The sequence below is a fragment of the Hymenobacter coalescens genome (assembly GCF_054783195.1).
Window position 1 is genome coordinate 61,209 of record NZ_BAAGRA010000018.1, and the last position, 15,422, is coordinate 76,630.

Genomic DNA, 15,422 nt, shown 5'->3' on the forward strand with positions numbered 1-15,422 from the left:
TTGCATCCTGTACCAATGCTTGGGTGCACAGCCGCTCCCAAAGCGAAGCGCGGTTCGGTCTCCCTCTCGCGCCGGAGCGCGGCTCCGAATTACCCGTGAAAACCGGCCTGCACACGCCCCGGCGCCATGCGTGGTGGACGACGGGCTTGCGCCAAGCCAGCCGGTTGACGCACTCCCTTCCGAGGATACACAAAGCCCGCACCTCGAGCGAAGCAGTTCGGCCCAGAAACGCCGGCTGCATGGGCGACCGAAACCGGGGCTTGGCCAATGCATGGCGCCGACACGGCACAACCCGCAGCACGGGGGGGACATCGCCTGGAGCCACCGCTGGGCCGTTTCGTATTCTTCGAAAGTCAAGACCACGGGCCGCTGGGTGTACGCCAGGGTTTGATCGGTGGACAGGCGGCTGTACAGGTGCGGGGAGTAGATCCAGGCAAAGTAGTCGACGCCGGCGTCGGCCAGCGCCGGGAACCACACCGTTCCGCCCCACTCGGCGGCAGCCGCCCACATGGTTTGCACCTGGCGGTTGTCGTTGAGGACCCGGCGGACCAAGTGCCGTTTGACCAGTTCCAGAAGCACCAAGCAGTTGTCGCGCACCGGCTGCTCGGTTTGCTCGGCTTTCCAATCCACGTACAGCCAATCATTCGCCAGGTCGTAAGAAATGGAAACAAACTGATTCGAGTGGAGCCCGCGCAGGGGGCCAAGTCGGGGCTGCTGGTTCAGCCCCGCTACGAAATGGGCGTGGATTGGTTCCATGGTGCACCGCTACTTGCGTGTCATTGCCCGACGCCTGACGTAGGAACCGACTTTCCGGGTAGTGCTTTATTGCGCCCCTTCCTTTCAGGATTCCGAAAGCGGAAGGCCCCGGACCCAAGGCACGCCACGGGGGCTGGCCGCGTGGGCACGAGTCAGCCAGGGGAAGTTTTATCCATTCCGAACTCCCGTCCGGAAAACGAACCTGGCCTTGGTTGAAAGTTTTGTACCGAGACTCCGCGAGCGGCCACTGGGCGGGCGTGTCAACGCGCCCTAGTGCGCGGAGAAAGGAGCCCGAAAGGTACACCTTGCCGGCCCCCACTAATTGATGACTGCGGGATAGGCCAAGCTGGGGCCAGAAAGTGGGTTCACCTTACTACCTTCGTGGCCCCACCTTGTTGACCCGTTTGTATGCATTTCGGCTATGCCCGCGTCTCGGCCAAAGACCAACACCTCGACACCCAACTCGACCAGCTCACGGCCGCCGGCGTCGACCGCGTGTTTCAGGAAAAAGTCAGCGGTGCCACCACGCAGCGGCCGGTGCTCACCGAACTGCTGGCCACCCTGCGCGCTGGCGACACAGTGACCGTGGCCCGGCTCAACCGGCTGGGCCGCAACAGCGCCCACATCATGCAGGTGGTGGCCGACCTGCACGCCCGCCAGGTGCGCTTCGTCGCCCTGGACCTGGGCATCGACACGGCCACCCCGGCCGGGCGGCTGGTGCTGGGCATCTTCGCCGCGCTGGCCGAGTACGACCGCGAGAGCATCCGCGAGCGGGCCACCGCGGGCATCGCCCTGGCCAAAGCACAGGGCAAGCACCTGGGCCGCCGCCCGGGGGTGGACGCCGCGAAGCTGGCCAAGGTGCAGGCCTGCCTGGCCGCCGGCATGTCGGTGCACCAGACCGTGGCCGCCACGGGCGTCAGCGAGTCGAGCGTCAAGCGCTACCGGCGCCAGCTGGCCCCGTAAGTCCGTGCGCTACCTTCCCCTGCTCGACGACGCCCAGCGGCGGGCGTTCGACCACCCGCCCAAGTGGACCGCGGCCCAGCGCAAGCTCTACTGCAGTGTGCCCGACTGGGCCGCCCAGGTGCTCGGCAGCCTGGTGACGCCCCACAGCCGGGGCGGTTTCGTGCTGCAGGTGAGCTATTTTCAGGCCACCGGCCGCTTCTTCTCCACCGACCGGTTTCGGGCCGCCGACGGCGCGTACGTGCAGCAGCGCTACCGCTTAGGCGCGGTCGAGTGGGCGCGCTACGACAAGGCCACCCGCTTTCACCACCGCCGGCTGATTCTGCAGCAGTTCGGCGTGGCCCCCTTCGAACAGGTCGAAGCCGCCGTGCGCGCGCAGGTGGCCCACTTCGCGCGCCAGCAGATGAACCCCGTGGCCGTATTTCGCTCGGCCGTGGATACGCTGCGGGCCCGCCGCTGGGAAGTGCCCACGTACGCCGCGCTGGCCGGCGTCGTGACCGAGGCCTTCCGCACGGTCGAGCAGCAGCTGACCACGCAGTTGGCCGCGTTGCTCACACCCGCCGTGCGCCAGCAGCTGGATGCCTTGTTTACCACCGACGCGGAGGAGACCGCTCATCCCCACCGGCCCTACCGGCTCACCACCCTCAAGCGCAGCCTGGAGCTGATGCGGCCGAGCGCCATCCGCGCCAACGTGCAGGATTACGCCGTGCTGCAGCCCCTTTTTACGCAGGTGTACCCCGTGGTGCAGGCCCTGGACTTATCGGAGGAGGTCGTGCGCTACTACGCCCGCTACGTCGAACGGGCGCAGGTCTTCCAGGTGCGGCAGCAGGCCGACAAAAAGTACCTGATGGTGCTCTGCTTCCTGGTCTACCAGTACTACCAGGTGGGCGACCTGTTGACCGAAACGTTGCAGCAGGCCGTGCAGACCCACCGCAACGCCGCCCAACGGGAAACCCAGGAGCGCGTCTACCGCCAGCAGCAGGACACGGCCGGCCAGCTGCGGGAACTGCTCGACGGGGTGGTGCGCCACGGCACGGCCCTGGCCCAGCTGGAAGACGTGGCCTTTTCGTTTGCCCGCACCAACGAGGAGAAAGTAGCCGCGCTGCTGGCCTGGCTCCAAACCCCGGAGGTGACGGCCTTCGGGCAGCTGCGCCGCACGGCCCAGCAGCTGCGCAAAACCGGCGGGGGCAGTGCCAGCGGACCCTACTACCAAGTCGTCGAGGAGCGCTCCCGCGCCCTGCAGCGACGGCTAGGCGAGATTCTGCGCCGCGTGGCCTACGAGGGCGCGGCCGACAGCCCCCTGGCGCACGCCCTGGCCCACTACCGGGCGCGCGACGGGCAGCTAGGCAGCCACCCGCCGACGGGCTTTCTGAAACCGGCCGAACGCGCGGCGCTCGGCGAAGCGGCCAGCCCCGTGTCGCTCTACAAGGCCCTGTTGGCGGGCCACGTGGCCGACCACCTGAAAGCGGGCAAGCTCAACCTGCTGCACTCGTTGCGCTACCGCCCCTTCGACACGTACTTGTTGGACGGGGCGACGTGGGAGCGGCAGCGGGACGCGTTGCTGCAGCAAACCAACCTGCTGGAACTGCGCGCGGCCGGCCCCTGGCTCGACGCGCTGCAGGCAAAGCTGGCCACCGCGTTTGCCGGCACCTTCGACCGGCTGGCGGCCGGCACCAACCCCGGCGTGAAGACGCGGCCTGGGGGCGGCCGGCCCCGCTTCCTCACGCCCGCCCGGCCTGCGGACGAGGAGGCGCCGCCGCCCCGGCCGCTGTTCCCCGGGCCAGGGCTTATTTCGTTGCACGAGGTGCTGCACACGGTCAACCAGGCGTGCCGCTTTACCGAGTGCCTGCAGCACTGGAGCCCCCGCCACCGCCCGCCCCGTCCCGCCGAACGGGTCTTCTTTGCCGGCATCATGGCCTACGGCTGCAACCTGGGCCTGACGCGCATGGCCCACGCCACCAAGCACGTGGCCCAATCCACGCTGGAAAACACCGTCAACTGGTACTTCTCGCTCGAGAACCTGCGCCGGGCCAACGACGCGGTGATAGCCCTCATGGGCAAGCTGCCCGTGAGCCGCTTGTTCCAGCGCGACCCGGGCCAGACCCACACGTCCTCCGATGGCCAGAAGTACTACGTGGCCGTCGATTCCATTCACGCCACGCACTCCTATAAATACTTCGGGCAGGAAAAAGGGATTGTTTCCTACGGCTTCCTCGACGACCGGCACCGGTTGTTTCACTCCGTCACCATCAGCGCCTCGGAGCGCGAGGCGGCCTACCTGGTGGACGGCATCCTGCACAACGACGTGGTCGAGTCCACCATTCATTCGACCGATACGCACGGCTTTACCGAAGTCAACTTTGCCGTGACCTACCTGATTCGCGTGGCCTTTGCCCCGCGCATCCAGTCCTTCCAGGACCAGCAGCTCTACGCCTTTGCCGGGATGGACGTGCCCGACCTGGCCGCCTACGGCCTGGCCCCGGTCAAGCGCCTGGACCGGGCCTTGATTGAAGCGCAGTGGGACACGCTCGTGCGGCTGGTGGTGAGCCTCAAGCAAAAGCATGTGACGGCCTCCACCGTGCTGCGGCGGCTCAATTCCTACTCCCAGCACCACCCCGTGTACCTGGCCCTGCGCGAGTTGGGCCGGGCGGTGCGCACTGAGTTTCTGCTGCGCTACATGGACGACCAGGACCTGCGCAAGCGCATCGACGACCAGCTGGACAAGCTCGAAAGCACCCATTCGTTCGCGCGGGCCGTGTTCTACGGGCAAAACGGGCAGATTCCCTACGCCGGCAAAGAGGAGCAGCAGCTGGCCGATGCCTGCAAACGGCTCGTGCAAAACGTGATTGTGTGCTGGAATTGCCTCTACCTCAACCAATACCTACTCCAGGCCCCGGCGGCCGAGCGCCAGGCCGTGGCCGATGCCATCGCCGCCAGCTCGCCCGTGAGCTGGCAGCACGTCAACCTGCACGGCGAGTTCGATTTCTCGGAAGACGCCCTGAAAGATTCCCTCCGCTTCGACGTGGAGGCACTTTTTGCCTTCGACTGGGAGTCTCCAGCGGCCCCGCTCGTTTAACCTTTGTACCAAACTTTTAACCAAGGCCGCTTTTGCCGACCTGGACGAGGCGCGCCTGGAAGTAGCCTACTACCTCGACACGTACTTCAACCTCGACCGCCGCCACTCGGCCCTGGGTTACCGCTCGCCCCACCAGTTTGAAGCCGACCTCGCCAATCGCCTACCTTAGCGCCGTGTCCGCCACGACTAGACCACCCCAGCTGTACGCCTTGCTGGAGGCCAACTACATCGGCGTGCATTGCCCGCAGCACGGGCCTTACGAGGGCTATATTCTCGTGTTTGACGACGAGGGCAAAGACCGCCGGCGCCCTATCAACCCACTGGCCACCGCCGCGTGGTACGAAACCTATCCGCTGGAACACTACTCGCCCGTCGACGTGGTGGCCGGGACGGTGCTGCTTATGAAGTCTGCCTTGCTTCGCTAAGCCCAGGCCGGCAGTCGCTTCGGTATCGGAGCGGCTGCCGGTGTGCTTGCCCGTTTCATTCCCCACCGCCTACCGCCGATGCCCGTTTTCTCGAACATACCCCCTGCCTCCGCTGCCAGCCGCTGCGCTCGGCTGGAGGCCCTGCGCGCGGAGCTGCGCTGCATCCTGCAGCACCCGGCCATTGTGCCGGCACGCCGGCAGGCAGCCGAAGCGTTTATAGGCCGGTGCACCGATGCTGCCCGACTGGAGCGGTGGCTGACCTTGGCCGTTGCCGAGTGCGGATGCTGGGAGGTGCAGACGTTAGCGTCAGAAGGGTGTTGTTAAACAAATAGGGGAAAACCTCCGACTCGGGCCCAGGCGGGTTTGCTCGGCGGTTGCCAAGCGGAAACCAGGTTCATGTCAAACGGGGCTCCGGCCAGCAGGGGCTGGTCGGAGAAGTCGTACTCACCATGCATGCAGATTCAGGTGGCGGTAGAAGAGCAGGGAGTATGGCAAGAGCGTGGCCAGCGTGGCGGCCTGCTGTTCGTGCGGAAGCCAGGGCAAGTGCCGGGAGGGATGCAGGTAGCTTCAGCAGATGAATGCGTTCATCAGAAAGCGCATGCAGGTTTCAGCTACCATCGTTGACGGGCAGCTGAAGTACAGCAAGTAACTCTCCCTGAAAAACTACTTAGCCAAACTACAGCGGCAGCCGAGCCGGAACGCATCGGCTTAAGGAGCCAAGTCAAAGGTTTTGACTATTTGTTTAACAACACCCACTAATCATCCATTCTTACCTCTAACTCATTCTGCCATAGCCCAAAAGAGTGGGTAGCCATTCCGTAGGGGCACACAATATCCGTACTCTCTTTCACTACTTGCCAGGGTGCAGTGCTACAAAAGTAGTCTTGGTTAATTTTCTGTCGGAATGTGCATCCGTCGTAGAGAGGACAACTGCACTGCTCCTTAATTTTAGCAATCGTTTTAGCCGTCAGTAGATTATAAAGCATCCAGTGGCTTCTAATAGTAGTAGCAGCCTGGAATGCTTCCTCGTATTTTTGGTCTTTCGTCACATTGGCTTCGTCATGATAGCTCACTTCTACACCATTATTAAGCAAAATAGGAGGCGGCGCTAATGCAATCAACTGCGCCAATGCGGCTGGTTGCATTAGCAGTGAGTAAAAGAAAACAACAGGGCTTACGTCTTTTGATACATCAGCTAATATGATGGTCTTTAGATACCAGGTTAAGGCCTTCGCAAGGTAGGTACGCTGAGTATCTTGACTCCACACAGCTATATCAGCTGCCATCTCCTGAAGAAAGGCCTCTTTATCGTGAGAGTTTTTGGCATCTACCTGCTTAATGGTGTCTTGTATCAGTGTTCCGTCTATTTCCCAAGACAGAACGCGGCCAGCTAGCGCTTCTAGCGTTTTTAGAAAAACGGTAGGGGCCTGGATGGAATCAAGTGCCAATCCAGTCAGCAAGAATTTTGTGGCTATATCTGCCTGAATCCTATAGTGGGCAAACAATATGTCACCCAAATGATAGGGCAACGTCATCATGGAGGAGGTAGGCATCTGAAATGTCACACCAGGCAACATTCCCTCCCTGTATTGTTGGGCATAGAAAGAATGAATTTCTTGTAGCGGCATCAGCCCGAAATGGTATTCAGGGACAAGCTTGCTAGTGAAAGTAATGGTATTACGAGCAATCTCCCTCGCACCACTTTTTAGTGGTACCGACTCTACCGCAAATTCAATCTTCTCAATCTGCGCTTGGCCAATGGGTAAGTTTAATTCTAATTGCCCAGTACCGCAGTAAATGAGATAAAACGACCTCATTTCCCCATAAGAGGAATCAAGAGGGATAAATTTAACCTCTTTTTCACCCTGGGAAAATACCTGGGTCAACCCGACTACATCACACATCCACAGGTAAAATCCAAAAATGCCTGATATAGTAGTTACATCTTGTAAGTAATGACAGTATTCGTGCACGAATGCCGGAAGCACTTCGTTCTGAATATGCTGTATACCAGGTTCAGTGCTAAGCCCAAGATTAGATACATCAAGAGCAAACTGACTGGGCCGGTAGGAAGCAAAAGTTGAGCGCATAACGTTTGATACAGATTTTCGCCAAAATTGGGCGACAAGTTACGCTAATCAGTAGCAGGATTTTGCCTATTGTTAGGCGGTTTCTGGGCTGTCAGGAGTTGCGCTCCGTTGTTGCGCATAACGCCCTCTGGTCATTGATTCCCTTGTGAGTGCGGTGTCTTTCGTTGAGAGGTAGCCAGAAAAGTATACAGAGTCGTCCACCATCCCTATTTGCTGTCGCTTCCCGGTGAGTCGGAGGTTTTCCCTCATTTGTTTAACGACACCCTCAGAAGGCAGACAGGAAAGGTGATTTTTAGTCAAGGGAGCGGCCAGCGCGTAAACGGACTACCTTTCGCGCTTTATTCTGTGCCTTTTTAGCCTTCCTTCCATGCCCAAAGTGCCTGCCCCCACCGTTGCTTTTACCGAGCCCTTGACCAGCCCGCCGCGCGTACACCACCCCGCCACGCTGGCGGAACTGCTGGAAGTAGCCGGCACACGCAAGCGTATTGTGGAAGCCTGGGGCGTGTCGGCCCGCACCTACGACACCCGCAAGCGCAGCCCCGGCACCTGCACCGTCGGCGAACTGCAGCAGCTGGCGCGGGTGCTCCACGTTTCCGAGGAAGAACTCTTTGCCGTCGTGCGCGCCGAAGCGGCCGCAGAGTAGTGGGCGTCAGGTAGCGTTACAAAACATAAGGTGTGCCCGGTGCCTGTAAATGGCCTGTGGGCTGTTCCGCCGGCTACTGTGCCGCCTCAAAAGCCCCCGCCATCAACTCCTGCTCGGTGCGCGAGAGCTGGTACCGGCTGGCCACGTCCGGCCATTGCCGCACCGCGGCCACGACCTGCGCGAGCACCACTTCGGCCTGTGCGCCCGACAGGCGGAAGTAAGGAGCCACCTCCCGGGCCAGGTCGAGGTCTAGCGCGTTGTCGGTTTCGGAAATGTTGAGCTTGAGGCCCTGCCCGTAGCGAATGGGATTTAGGTCGAACGCTGGGGAGAGGCGCCAGCCCTGGGGCGTGAGCAGAAAGCCGTGGTTGCGCAGGTGGTCGTCGGTGTTCGAGACGCAGATGTTGAACACGATGCGCCGCCAGAGCTCCGTCAGGTCCTCGGCCACTTGGGCACCCTGTTGGATGAGCAAGCCCGCCAACTCCAGGTAGCTGGCCCCGTCCTGGTGGTCCGTGCCGTCCTGGTACCCGAGCAGGGTCATGGCTGAAGCGAAGTGCAGCCGCTCGCCGGCGGCCGTGCGGTCAAAGCGCTGGGAGAGGAAGGTGTGGTGGCGGCTGTTGAAGCGCTGGGCCCGGCCGGTGGCCACCTGCAGGCCGGCGGCGCGGGCCAGTTCGTTCACCACGGCTTCCCAGGCGCCGACGTCGTGCTCGTCCTGCCCGCTGGGGAACTTGGCAATCCAGAGCTGCCCGTGCTCGTCCACCACGCTGGCCTTGGGCCGCGCGCCGCCCAGCGAGGAGCCGGGTGCCACCAGCATAAACAGCCACTTGAGGTAATCCGGGTCCTGGGGCGCGTCCACCCGTTCCAGCTGCAGGCTGGCGTGCTCCAGCTCCCGCAGCGAGGTCCACGGCGGGGCCGCCATGGCCCGGTTATCGTTGAGGAAGGGGCCCGCCGGGTCAGTTTTGAAGCGTAGCCCGCCCATGCGGTGGCCATCAAAGACCCCCAGCAGATAGTCCGATTCGAGCAGCGGCCGCTCGCGGCGCTCCTCCTGCCGGGCCAGGGCAGCTTCGCGCCGGCGCATGAGCAGCCGTCCCCAGCGGTCGGGCGACGAATCCAGGAAGAGGCCGAAGTTGGCCTGGTCTTCCGGCAGGTACTGCGGGCCGGCAAACAGGTGCAGCGCCGGGTCCAGCACCTGGGCCTGCGGCAGGGCCAGCCACTGCGCGTCGTAGGCAAAGGAAAACACTTCTTTGCCCCGCACCGGCACGGCCGAGAGCGTGCCCATCAGCTGCGGTCCATCGGCCAGGCCCTGCCAGTCGGCGTACACGTAGAGCTGGCGGCGTTCAGCAGTTTTGGCCATGGAATTACTCGCTGGAAGATTGTTTAGGGGCCCGCGCGCTAACCACCAGGTCGGCATCCTGCAGCTTGCGGCCCAGCACGTCATCGGCCGCCAACTGGAGCAAGGTCTTTTCCAGGCCTAGGACAAACAGCACCTGCAGGTAGGCGCCCATGCTCACCGTGGAAGCGCCCTGCTCGATGGCGTGCAGGGTGTTGCGGCTGATGGCAGCGCGCTCGGCCACGCGGGCTGCGCTGAGCTTTCGGCGCAGGCGGGCCAGGCGGATGTTTTCCCCCGCCTGCGTTAGCAACTGCTGCAAACGCGGTAAAAGGACGACTGGGTCTTTGGACATAATGCTCAATATGATGAGCAAAAATACAGAGATTAGCTCAATTTATTGCGCATTATCTGGCACGCCGCATATGTCTGTGCCTAGTGGGCAGTTGTGCTGATAATGGTATAAAACCTGAACTGTTGCCCTGCCTGCTCCGGCGTCTGTAATTGGCAACAGCGTACCGACCTAGTTAGAAGCTCAGCGTAGCCCGCAAATCTTCAAAAACAGCCCTCCCGGATTTTTGGTCGCCTTTACCTTATCGGTTTTCAGCTGGTACGTGAACTTGAAGAGCTGGTCCAGGTGCTTAGGGTCGCCGAGGATGGTGGCCACTAGTTGCGGCTGATTGATGCCGAGGGCCTCCAGGTGCTGGCGGGCCGCGTGCGCGCGGGCATCCTCCGCCGGCTGCTCAAAGGGAATGGGCAGCTGCTGGGGCTGCTGGCGGGCGATGGTAAAACGCACGGCGTCGTAGGCCCGCCCTTTCTTCACCAGCTCGTAGTCAATTTTGAGGTCGGTGTGCTCGCTGACTTGGCGCACGGCGATGTCGAGTACGCGGGCCTTGAGCTGGCTGATGTTCTGAAACAGCTCCGGCTCCTTGCCCTTGGGGTCTTTCAGGTGCAGCATCTGCTTGAACTCGTCCAGCGGGTAGGTTCGCGTCGACGTCTTATCCTTCCACTGGCTCACCAGCTGGTAGATGCGCTTGGCATACTTGCTGCTCAGCTTCAGGGCCGAATGCAGCTGGTAAGAGGTGAAGTTTTCCTTGAGGTTGAACAGGAAAGGTCGGATGGGCGCAGCAAGCTGAATCTGCAGGCACCCCTTGCCCTTGATGTACTCTACCCGCTGAAACATCCACAGCTGCTGGTACGTGCGCTCGTTCTCCACCTCAAACATGCGCGAGCCCATGTCGGCCGTCGCCTCGCGCAACTGCTGGTAGTTCCACTGCCGCCCGGTAAGGGCTTCCACGTCCTTCACGTAGATGGTATACTCTTGGTCCGGCGTGTCATCCCGGCGCAGCCGAGAGAGTAGGTAAAAGAAAATATCCAGCTGACAAGCGGTGTAGTCGTAGCGGGCCTGGGTGATGGCGTTGTGCTGACGAACGACGGGAACCGGAGCCGGGTCGACAACTACAACGGAGGTATCTTCGGGCTTCATAAACTAGGACATAAGGACGCAGGGATGAGGCAAATGTAAGCGTCCAGCCGATAAAAAACCACAGTGGTAGTTGAGCGTGGTTTTTCGCTTATGAAACGTGGTGAATAGGCTTATAAAAGGTGAGAGTTCACTTATAAAAGGTGGTAATAAAAGGTATAAAAAGTGGTTTTTCGCTTATAAAAAGTGGTTTTATACCATTATATACTACTGAATATCAGGCACTTATGAGCCCTACAAATAGACAATGACTAACAAATAAACTCACAAAGGTTGTTGATGCCGAATCCGGATAGCTTTTTAGGGTGATGGTCCAAAACCCAGACCAAACAAACAAGAAAGCAACAAGAAAATCAGAAAACCCTGACGAACAAAGGGATTGCACTTTTCTAAGCAAACCCATAACATTAGCCACTTAAAACCACTTTTTATAAGCAACTGCAGGAACTACTGAACCCTGGGCTATCCACCCCTTACCACCACTTTTTATAAGCCACCATGACTTTTTTCGGCAGAAGAACGGTCATTACTAACTTTATACTAACTTATGACTAACAATGAATTACCACGTTTTATAAGTGTCTATCCTCCCCTACTGCCCGAACTAGCACGTTTTATAAGCGAAACCCAGACTCGACAACAACAGTACACCCACCCTTTTGCCTAGCCAAAACGCCGTTCTAGGCTTTGAAATCGGGCATAATTGGACTTTCTGCCCCGTAATGGTTTCCTGTAAGCATACCTGCTCCAGTGGGAAGCGGTGGGAACAAAGCTTATAAAATGTGAGAGATACAGCGCCTGGCCGGCACTGCCTTCACCATGGCTACAGCCTTCTCCTCCCCTACTGCCCAAAAAAGGAAAGCCAGTCCTCGTAAGGACCGGCTTTCCCAAGGCAACGGCCTGCTACCCCTCCCCTACTTAGCCGGCGGCAGCTTGCCGGTTTTGCGTAGGTGTGCATCGTAGTGCCGGTGGGCAGCCTCCAGGTAATTCTTGATGGTGGTGGGCGTGTCCGGACCGGGCGTGGCCAGCAGCAGGCTCATCTTAATCTCCTGCACCACGGATTTGGCGATTTGGACCGTGTGCAGCGGTACTTCGCCCTCCGGAGCGGGCGCAGCTGCCGCGCCGGGCTTACGGCCCCGCGTAGAAGCGCGAACGGGTGCAGCCGCTGGGGCTGCTGACGCTGAAGACGCAGCCGCAGAAGGCGCGGATACCGGTGCGGGTTCGGGGGCAGGCGCCGCCGGAGCAGCAACTGCAGCGGGTGGTGCTATGGGCTCCACCGGTGCCGGCGGCGTGGTGGCCGTGCGGGTGGCCTCCCCTCCCATCCCGGCCCGGGCCTGCTGGCGGGCTTCTTCGGGTACTTCAATGCGGCGGCGCGGCGTGATTTGTGGTTTCTCGAAGCCCATTATTTCGCGGAGGTTGAAGTGGTGGATACAGTGGCCGCCGCGGCGGTGCGGCGGTCGGGCAGGCCCAGGCGCTCGATGAGCTCCTCGCAGACGCGGCGGATTTCCTCGCTCGTGTCCTTGGAGCCGCCGGCGTAGCGCGACCAGGCCGGGTTGAGCAGGCTATAAAGGGTCGAGGCCCGGGTGTAGGCCTTGCGGTGGCCCAGGTACGAGTTGAAGCGCGCTAGGCCCAGCCCGTCGATGTAGTCGTCCATCTCCTTTTCCTCCCGCTGCCCCGCCACGCGCTTGGTGGGCAGGCCGTAGTACTGGAAGTCAATCTGGGCGTCGTCGGCCGCTTTCTTGATGGCCTCCAGAATCGTCATAAACTCGGCCGTAGAGGCCCGGTCCAGGTAGTCCGATACCAGGGGCACAATCACTGCGTCGCAGGCCGTCAAGGCGTTGAACACGTCGTCGCCATCGGCCCGGCCGGGCACGTCGATGATAATCAGGTCGTAGTTGTGCTCGGGATTGTCGATGAAATCAAAAATCTGGTTCAGCTGCCAGGGGTACACGTCGTAGGGATACTGGGCGTCGGGATTGGTTTCGCGAAGCTTGGCGAAGTTGGCCGCGTCGACCTGCTCGCGGGTCTTGACGATGCTCTGCTGGTAGTCGCAGTCTAGGACGGCGATGCGCAGCCCGTATTCGGTCGCCAACGGAGCAGCAAGCACGAGGGCCAGCGTGGATTTACCGGAGCCACCCTTCTGGGTGGCAAAGCTGATAACCTTGGACATAGTAGGTGCGGGGTAAAGGCGTGGAAGAGCGGTGGCACAGAGGCCAGCGCAATAGTAAGCCAAAAGTAATAGAAAAGCAGAAAGGCAGAAGCGCAGAACCGCACTTTTGCGGAAAAGCAGAAATGTTGTTACTCAGAAGAGTGGTTTTGTACTTCTGTTGTCAAACTGAATTGCAAAACAACAGGAAAACAGAAATGTAAATCAGTTAAAAATTACTTTAACAGAAATGAGATTCTGCAGAAGTAAAGATTTGCAGAAACGCAGTTCCGTAGCCAGCATAATAGGTATCTTTCGCTCGGGTAACAGAAATACAAAACAACAGAATTGCATAAAAACAGATAAAGCGCTCAGTTAATGCCTGAGCACATAGGAGTGCACAAACTGCAGAAATGTAGAACAACAGAAAGGCAGAATGACGGCTACGGGCCAGCCGAGTTTACATCTTAGTTCAAGTGCCGCGATAACAGAAATGCAGAATTGTAGAACTGCAGAAGCAAAGCCCACAGAATGAAAACCGGCCCTGCTGGTCCCAGGAAGGGCTTACCGGGCAAAGCGCATGGTTAAACGTCGGTTGGTGGGCACCGGCCGGAACCTTTAAGAGAACTGGTAGCAGGAATAGGACCCAGTGCACAACGCCACACCGTGGGGAAATAAGGATGCACATAAACACGAAGCAGGAAAGGCGCGTACTAGCTTCTTACTAACTTTTTGCTAAGTGTATAGTAGCCTTAGCAAGAAGAACACTGCAATCCTAGTGCTAACGCTCTATTCTTGAGTGATTTAGCAATCAGCAGAGCTGATTGTGTGGCCAGAGAAGGTCTAAGTAACTGATTTAAAGCGCTAAAAATGGCCCACTGGGGCGTAACAGGAAACCAACACTATGAGCACGGAGCTACGCAGGAGGGTCACCCTGGATAACATTGCCTACCGGAAAGGCGAAGCGGCCGCGGCCGAAGTGGGCGCCAGTTTCGGGGCCTACGCCAGTGCAGCGGTGGACTATTTTGCCACCCGTGGCCTGGATCCCCGCGAAACAGAAGCACGCGAAGGGCAGCTCATCATGCAGCAGATAAAGAAGCTCGGCGACCGGGTGTTCAGCTTTCTGCAGGAGCAGGAGCGCACGCTGCTCACGGCCATGTTGGAGGAAATGCTGCGCACCCGCATCACGCTTGACCGGGTGCTGCGCATGAACGAAATCCTGGTGGGCAACCTGAACGCGCAGCTGGAAACGCTCAGCGAAGCGCAGCTGCAACGGCAGCAACAGGCGCTGCAACTGCTGCGTCAGCGTAATGAGGAAGCGGTAGAAAAGCAGGTGCGGGAAGCATTGCAAGCGGCCCAGCAAAACGGGCCGGGCAAGCGTCGGAGCACACCCGAAAGCCCGGTAGGGCAGGGGCAGTAGGGAGGAAAAATGTGTGTTACTGCAAGCCTAAACTCACTCCTTATTGCTCATGTACGCCAAGCTAATTAACCCAAAGACGCACGGCAAAGCGGCGTATACCAACACCGGTAGCTGCGCGCAAACGTTGAATTACTTACAGCACGAAGCGGTAGGGGAGGGGCAGGAAGCCGCGTTTTTTAACGGTGATTCCGACGAGCTCAACGCCGCACAGCTGCTGCACAGCATCGACTGCAACGTCAAAGGACTGCGGGCCACGGAAGCCAAATTCTACTCCCTGGTGCTGAGCCCGAGCGAGCAGGAGCTGGCCCACATCGGCAGCGACGCCGGCAAGCTCCGGGACTACACCCGCGAGGTGATGCGCCAGTACGCGCAGAACTTCGCCCTGCCCGGCGGCCGGCAGCTCGGCGGCCAAGACCTGGTCTGGGGCGCCGTCCTGCACCAGGACCGTACCCACCGGGGCACGGACCCCGAGGTGGTGGCCGGTACGGCCAAAGCCGGTACCAAGCGGGCGGGCCTGCAGGCCCACGTGCACATCATCGTCAGCGCCCGCGACCGGCAGCAACAGATTACCCTCAACCCGGGCGGGCGCCGGCAGCGGTTTGACCTGATGCGCTGGCAAGCCGCGGCGGGCCGGCAGTTTGAGCGGCAGTTCGGCTACGAGGCGCAAGCCCACGAAAAGCTGCGGCCTAAGCCTACCCGGCCGCGCGACCCCGCCCGCGATGCTGGCCGGTTACAGAAGATTGCCGAGCGCGTAGCCGGCATTAACCTGTTGGTGCCCCGGGAGCAGCGCCTGGCTCCGGAGCGGGTGCAAGGCATAGCTGTGGCCCGCACGTTCGATAAGACCTTTTACCGGATGCTGAGCCGGGTAGAAGAACGTGCCCGCGACGGCCGTCCCATCGACAACGCCCTGCAGCTGCTGAGCACGGGGCGCGAACAGGCCCCGGCCCCGCAGCGCCAGGCGGCCACGGCCCTGTACGCGGTGCAGCACCTGGTGCGCAGCACGCAGGCCGACCAGCCGGAGCGCACCGAGCACGTGGCCGAGAAGCGCGGCCGCCGCGGCGCGGAGCTCGACATTGAAATGTAAGCCCGCATATCCTCC

Annotated in this window: 13 protein-coding genes; 7 read left to right on the top strand and 6 right to left on the bottom strand. The window is 60.5% G+C overall.

All coding sequences use genetic code 11. The features are described 5' to 3' along the window. Positions 1–1,164 precede the first annotated feature (1,164 nt). The 4 genes from ACYVKQ_RS16340 to ACYVKQ_RS16355 are packed head-to-tail and all read left to right on the top strand — an operon-like array spanning position 1,165 to position 5,217. A complete protein-coding gene (locus ACYVKQ_RS16340) occupies positions 1,165–1,719 on the top strand; it encodes a recombinase family protein (RefSeq protein ID WP_460676421.1) in 555 nt (184 codons plus the stop codon). Positions 1,720–1,723: 4 nt separating this feature from the next. Beyond that, positions 1,724–4,792: a Tn3 family transposase gene (locus tag ACYVKQ_RS16345; RefSeq protein ID WP_460676422.1), complete on the top strand. Its 3,069-nt coding sequence runs from the start codon at positions 1,724–1,726 to the stop codon at positions 4,790–4,792. Continuing rightward, positions 4,752–4,961: an IS3 family transposase gene (locus tag ACYVKQ_RS16350; protein ID WP_460676423.1), complete on the top strand. Its 210-nt coding sequence runs from the start codon at positions 4,752–4,754 to the stop codon at positions 4,959–4,961. Before ACYVKQ_RS16345 ends, ACYVKQ_RS16350 begins: the two co-directional genes overlap by 41 nt. A gap of 4 nt (positions 4,962–4,965) precedes the next feature. Continuing rightward, a complete protein-coding gene (locus tag ACYVKQ_RS16355) occupies positions 4,966–5,217 on the top strand; it encodes a hypothetical protein (RefSeq protein WP_460676424.1) in 252 nt (83 codons plus the stop codon). Positions 5,218–5,972: 755 nt separating this feature from the next. Here the strand turns inward: ACYVKQ_RS16355 and ACYVKQ_RS16360 are convergent. Continuing rightward, entirely contained in the window at positions 5,973–7,307 is a 1,335-nt protein-coding gene (locus tag ACYVKQ_RS16360; RefSeq protein ID WP_460676425.1) for a hypothetical protein, read from the bottom strand. 367 nt (positions 7,308–7,674) lie between these two features. Here ACYVKQ_RS16360 and ACYVKQ_RS16365 point away from each other — a divergent pair, with 367 nt between their 5' ends. Next, the gene (locus tag ACYVKQ_RS16365) at positions 7,675–7,950 is read left to right on the top strand and encodes a hypothetical protein (protein WP_111480659.1); all 276 of its coding nucleotides are present in this window, start codon (positions 7,675–7,677) and stop codon (positions 7,948–7,950) included. A gap of 73 nt (positions 7,951–8,023) precedes the next feature. Here ACYVKQ_RS16365 and ACYVKQ_RS16370 read toward each other — a convergent pair whose 3' ends face one another. The 5 genes from ACYVKQ_RS16370 to ACYVKQ_RS16390 all read right to left on the bottom strand — a co-directional run bounded on the left by ACYVKQ_RS16370 (position 8,024) and on the right by ACYVKQ_RS16390 (position 12,927). Then, a complete protein-coding gene (locus tag ACYVKQ_RS16370; protein ID WP_460676426.1) occupies positions 8,024–9,301 on the bottom strand; it encodes a type II toxin-antitoxin system HipA family toxin in 1,278 nt (425 codons plus the stop codon). Between the two features lie 4 nt (positions 9,302–9,305). Beyond that, positions 9,306–9,596 (bottom strand): helix-turn-helix domain-containing protein, encoded by a 291-nt coding sequence (locus ACYVKQ_RS16375; RefSeq protein WP_243636100.1) that lies wholly within the window; start codon positions 9,594–9,596, stop codon positions 9,306–9,308. Between the two features lie 213 nt (positions 9,597–9,809). Then, a complete protein-coding gene (locus ACYVKQ_RS16380) occupies positions 9,810–10,760 on the bottom strand; it encodes a RepB family plasmid replication initiator protein (protein ID WP_460676427.1) in 951 nt (316 codons plus the stop codon). A gap of 911 nt (positions 10,761–11,671) precedes the next feature. Beyond that, a complete protein-coding gene (locus ACYVKQ_RS16385; RefSeq protein WP_165822279.1) occupies positions 11,672–11,815 on the bottom strand; it encodes a hypothetical protein in 144 nt (47 codons plus the stop codon). Positions 11,816–12,159: 344 nt separating this feature from the next. Beyond that, complete coding sequence (locus ACYVKQ_RS16390; RefSeq protein WP_111480663.1) at positions 12,160–12,927, bottom strand: ParA family protein; 768 nt, start codon at positions 12,925–12,927, stop codon at positions 12,160–12,162. An 880-nt stretch (positions 12,928–13,807) separates the two neighbouring features. Between ACYVKQ_RS16390 and ACYVKQ_RS16395 the strand changes: the two genes are divergently transcribed. Both ACYVKQ_RS16395 and ACYVKQ_RS16400 read left to right on the top strand, forming a co-directional pair. Next, entirely contained in the window at positions 13,808–14,323 is a 516-nt protein-coding gene (locus ACYVKQ_RS16395) for a BfmA/BtgA family mobilization protein (protein ID WP_460676428.1), read from the top strand. Between the two features lie 49 nt (positions 14,324–14,372). Next, a complete protein-coding gene (locus ACYVKQ_RS16400; protein WP_460676429.1) occupies positions 14,373–15,407 on the top strand; it encodes a DUF5712 family protein in 1,035 nt (344 codons plus the stop codon). Positions 15,408–15,422 lie beyond the last annotated feature (15 nt).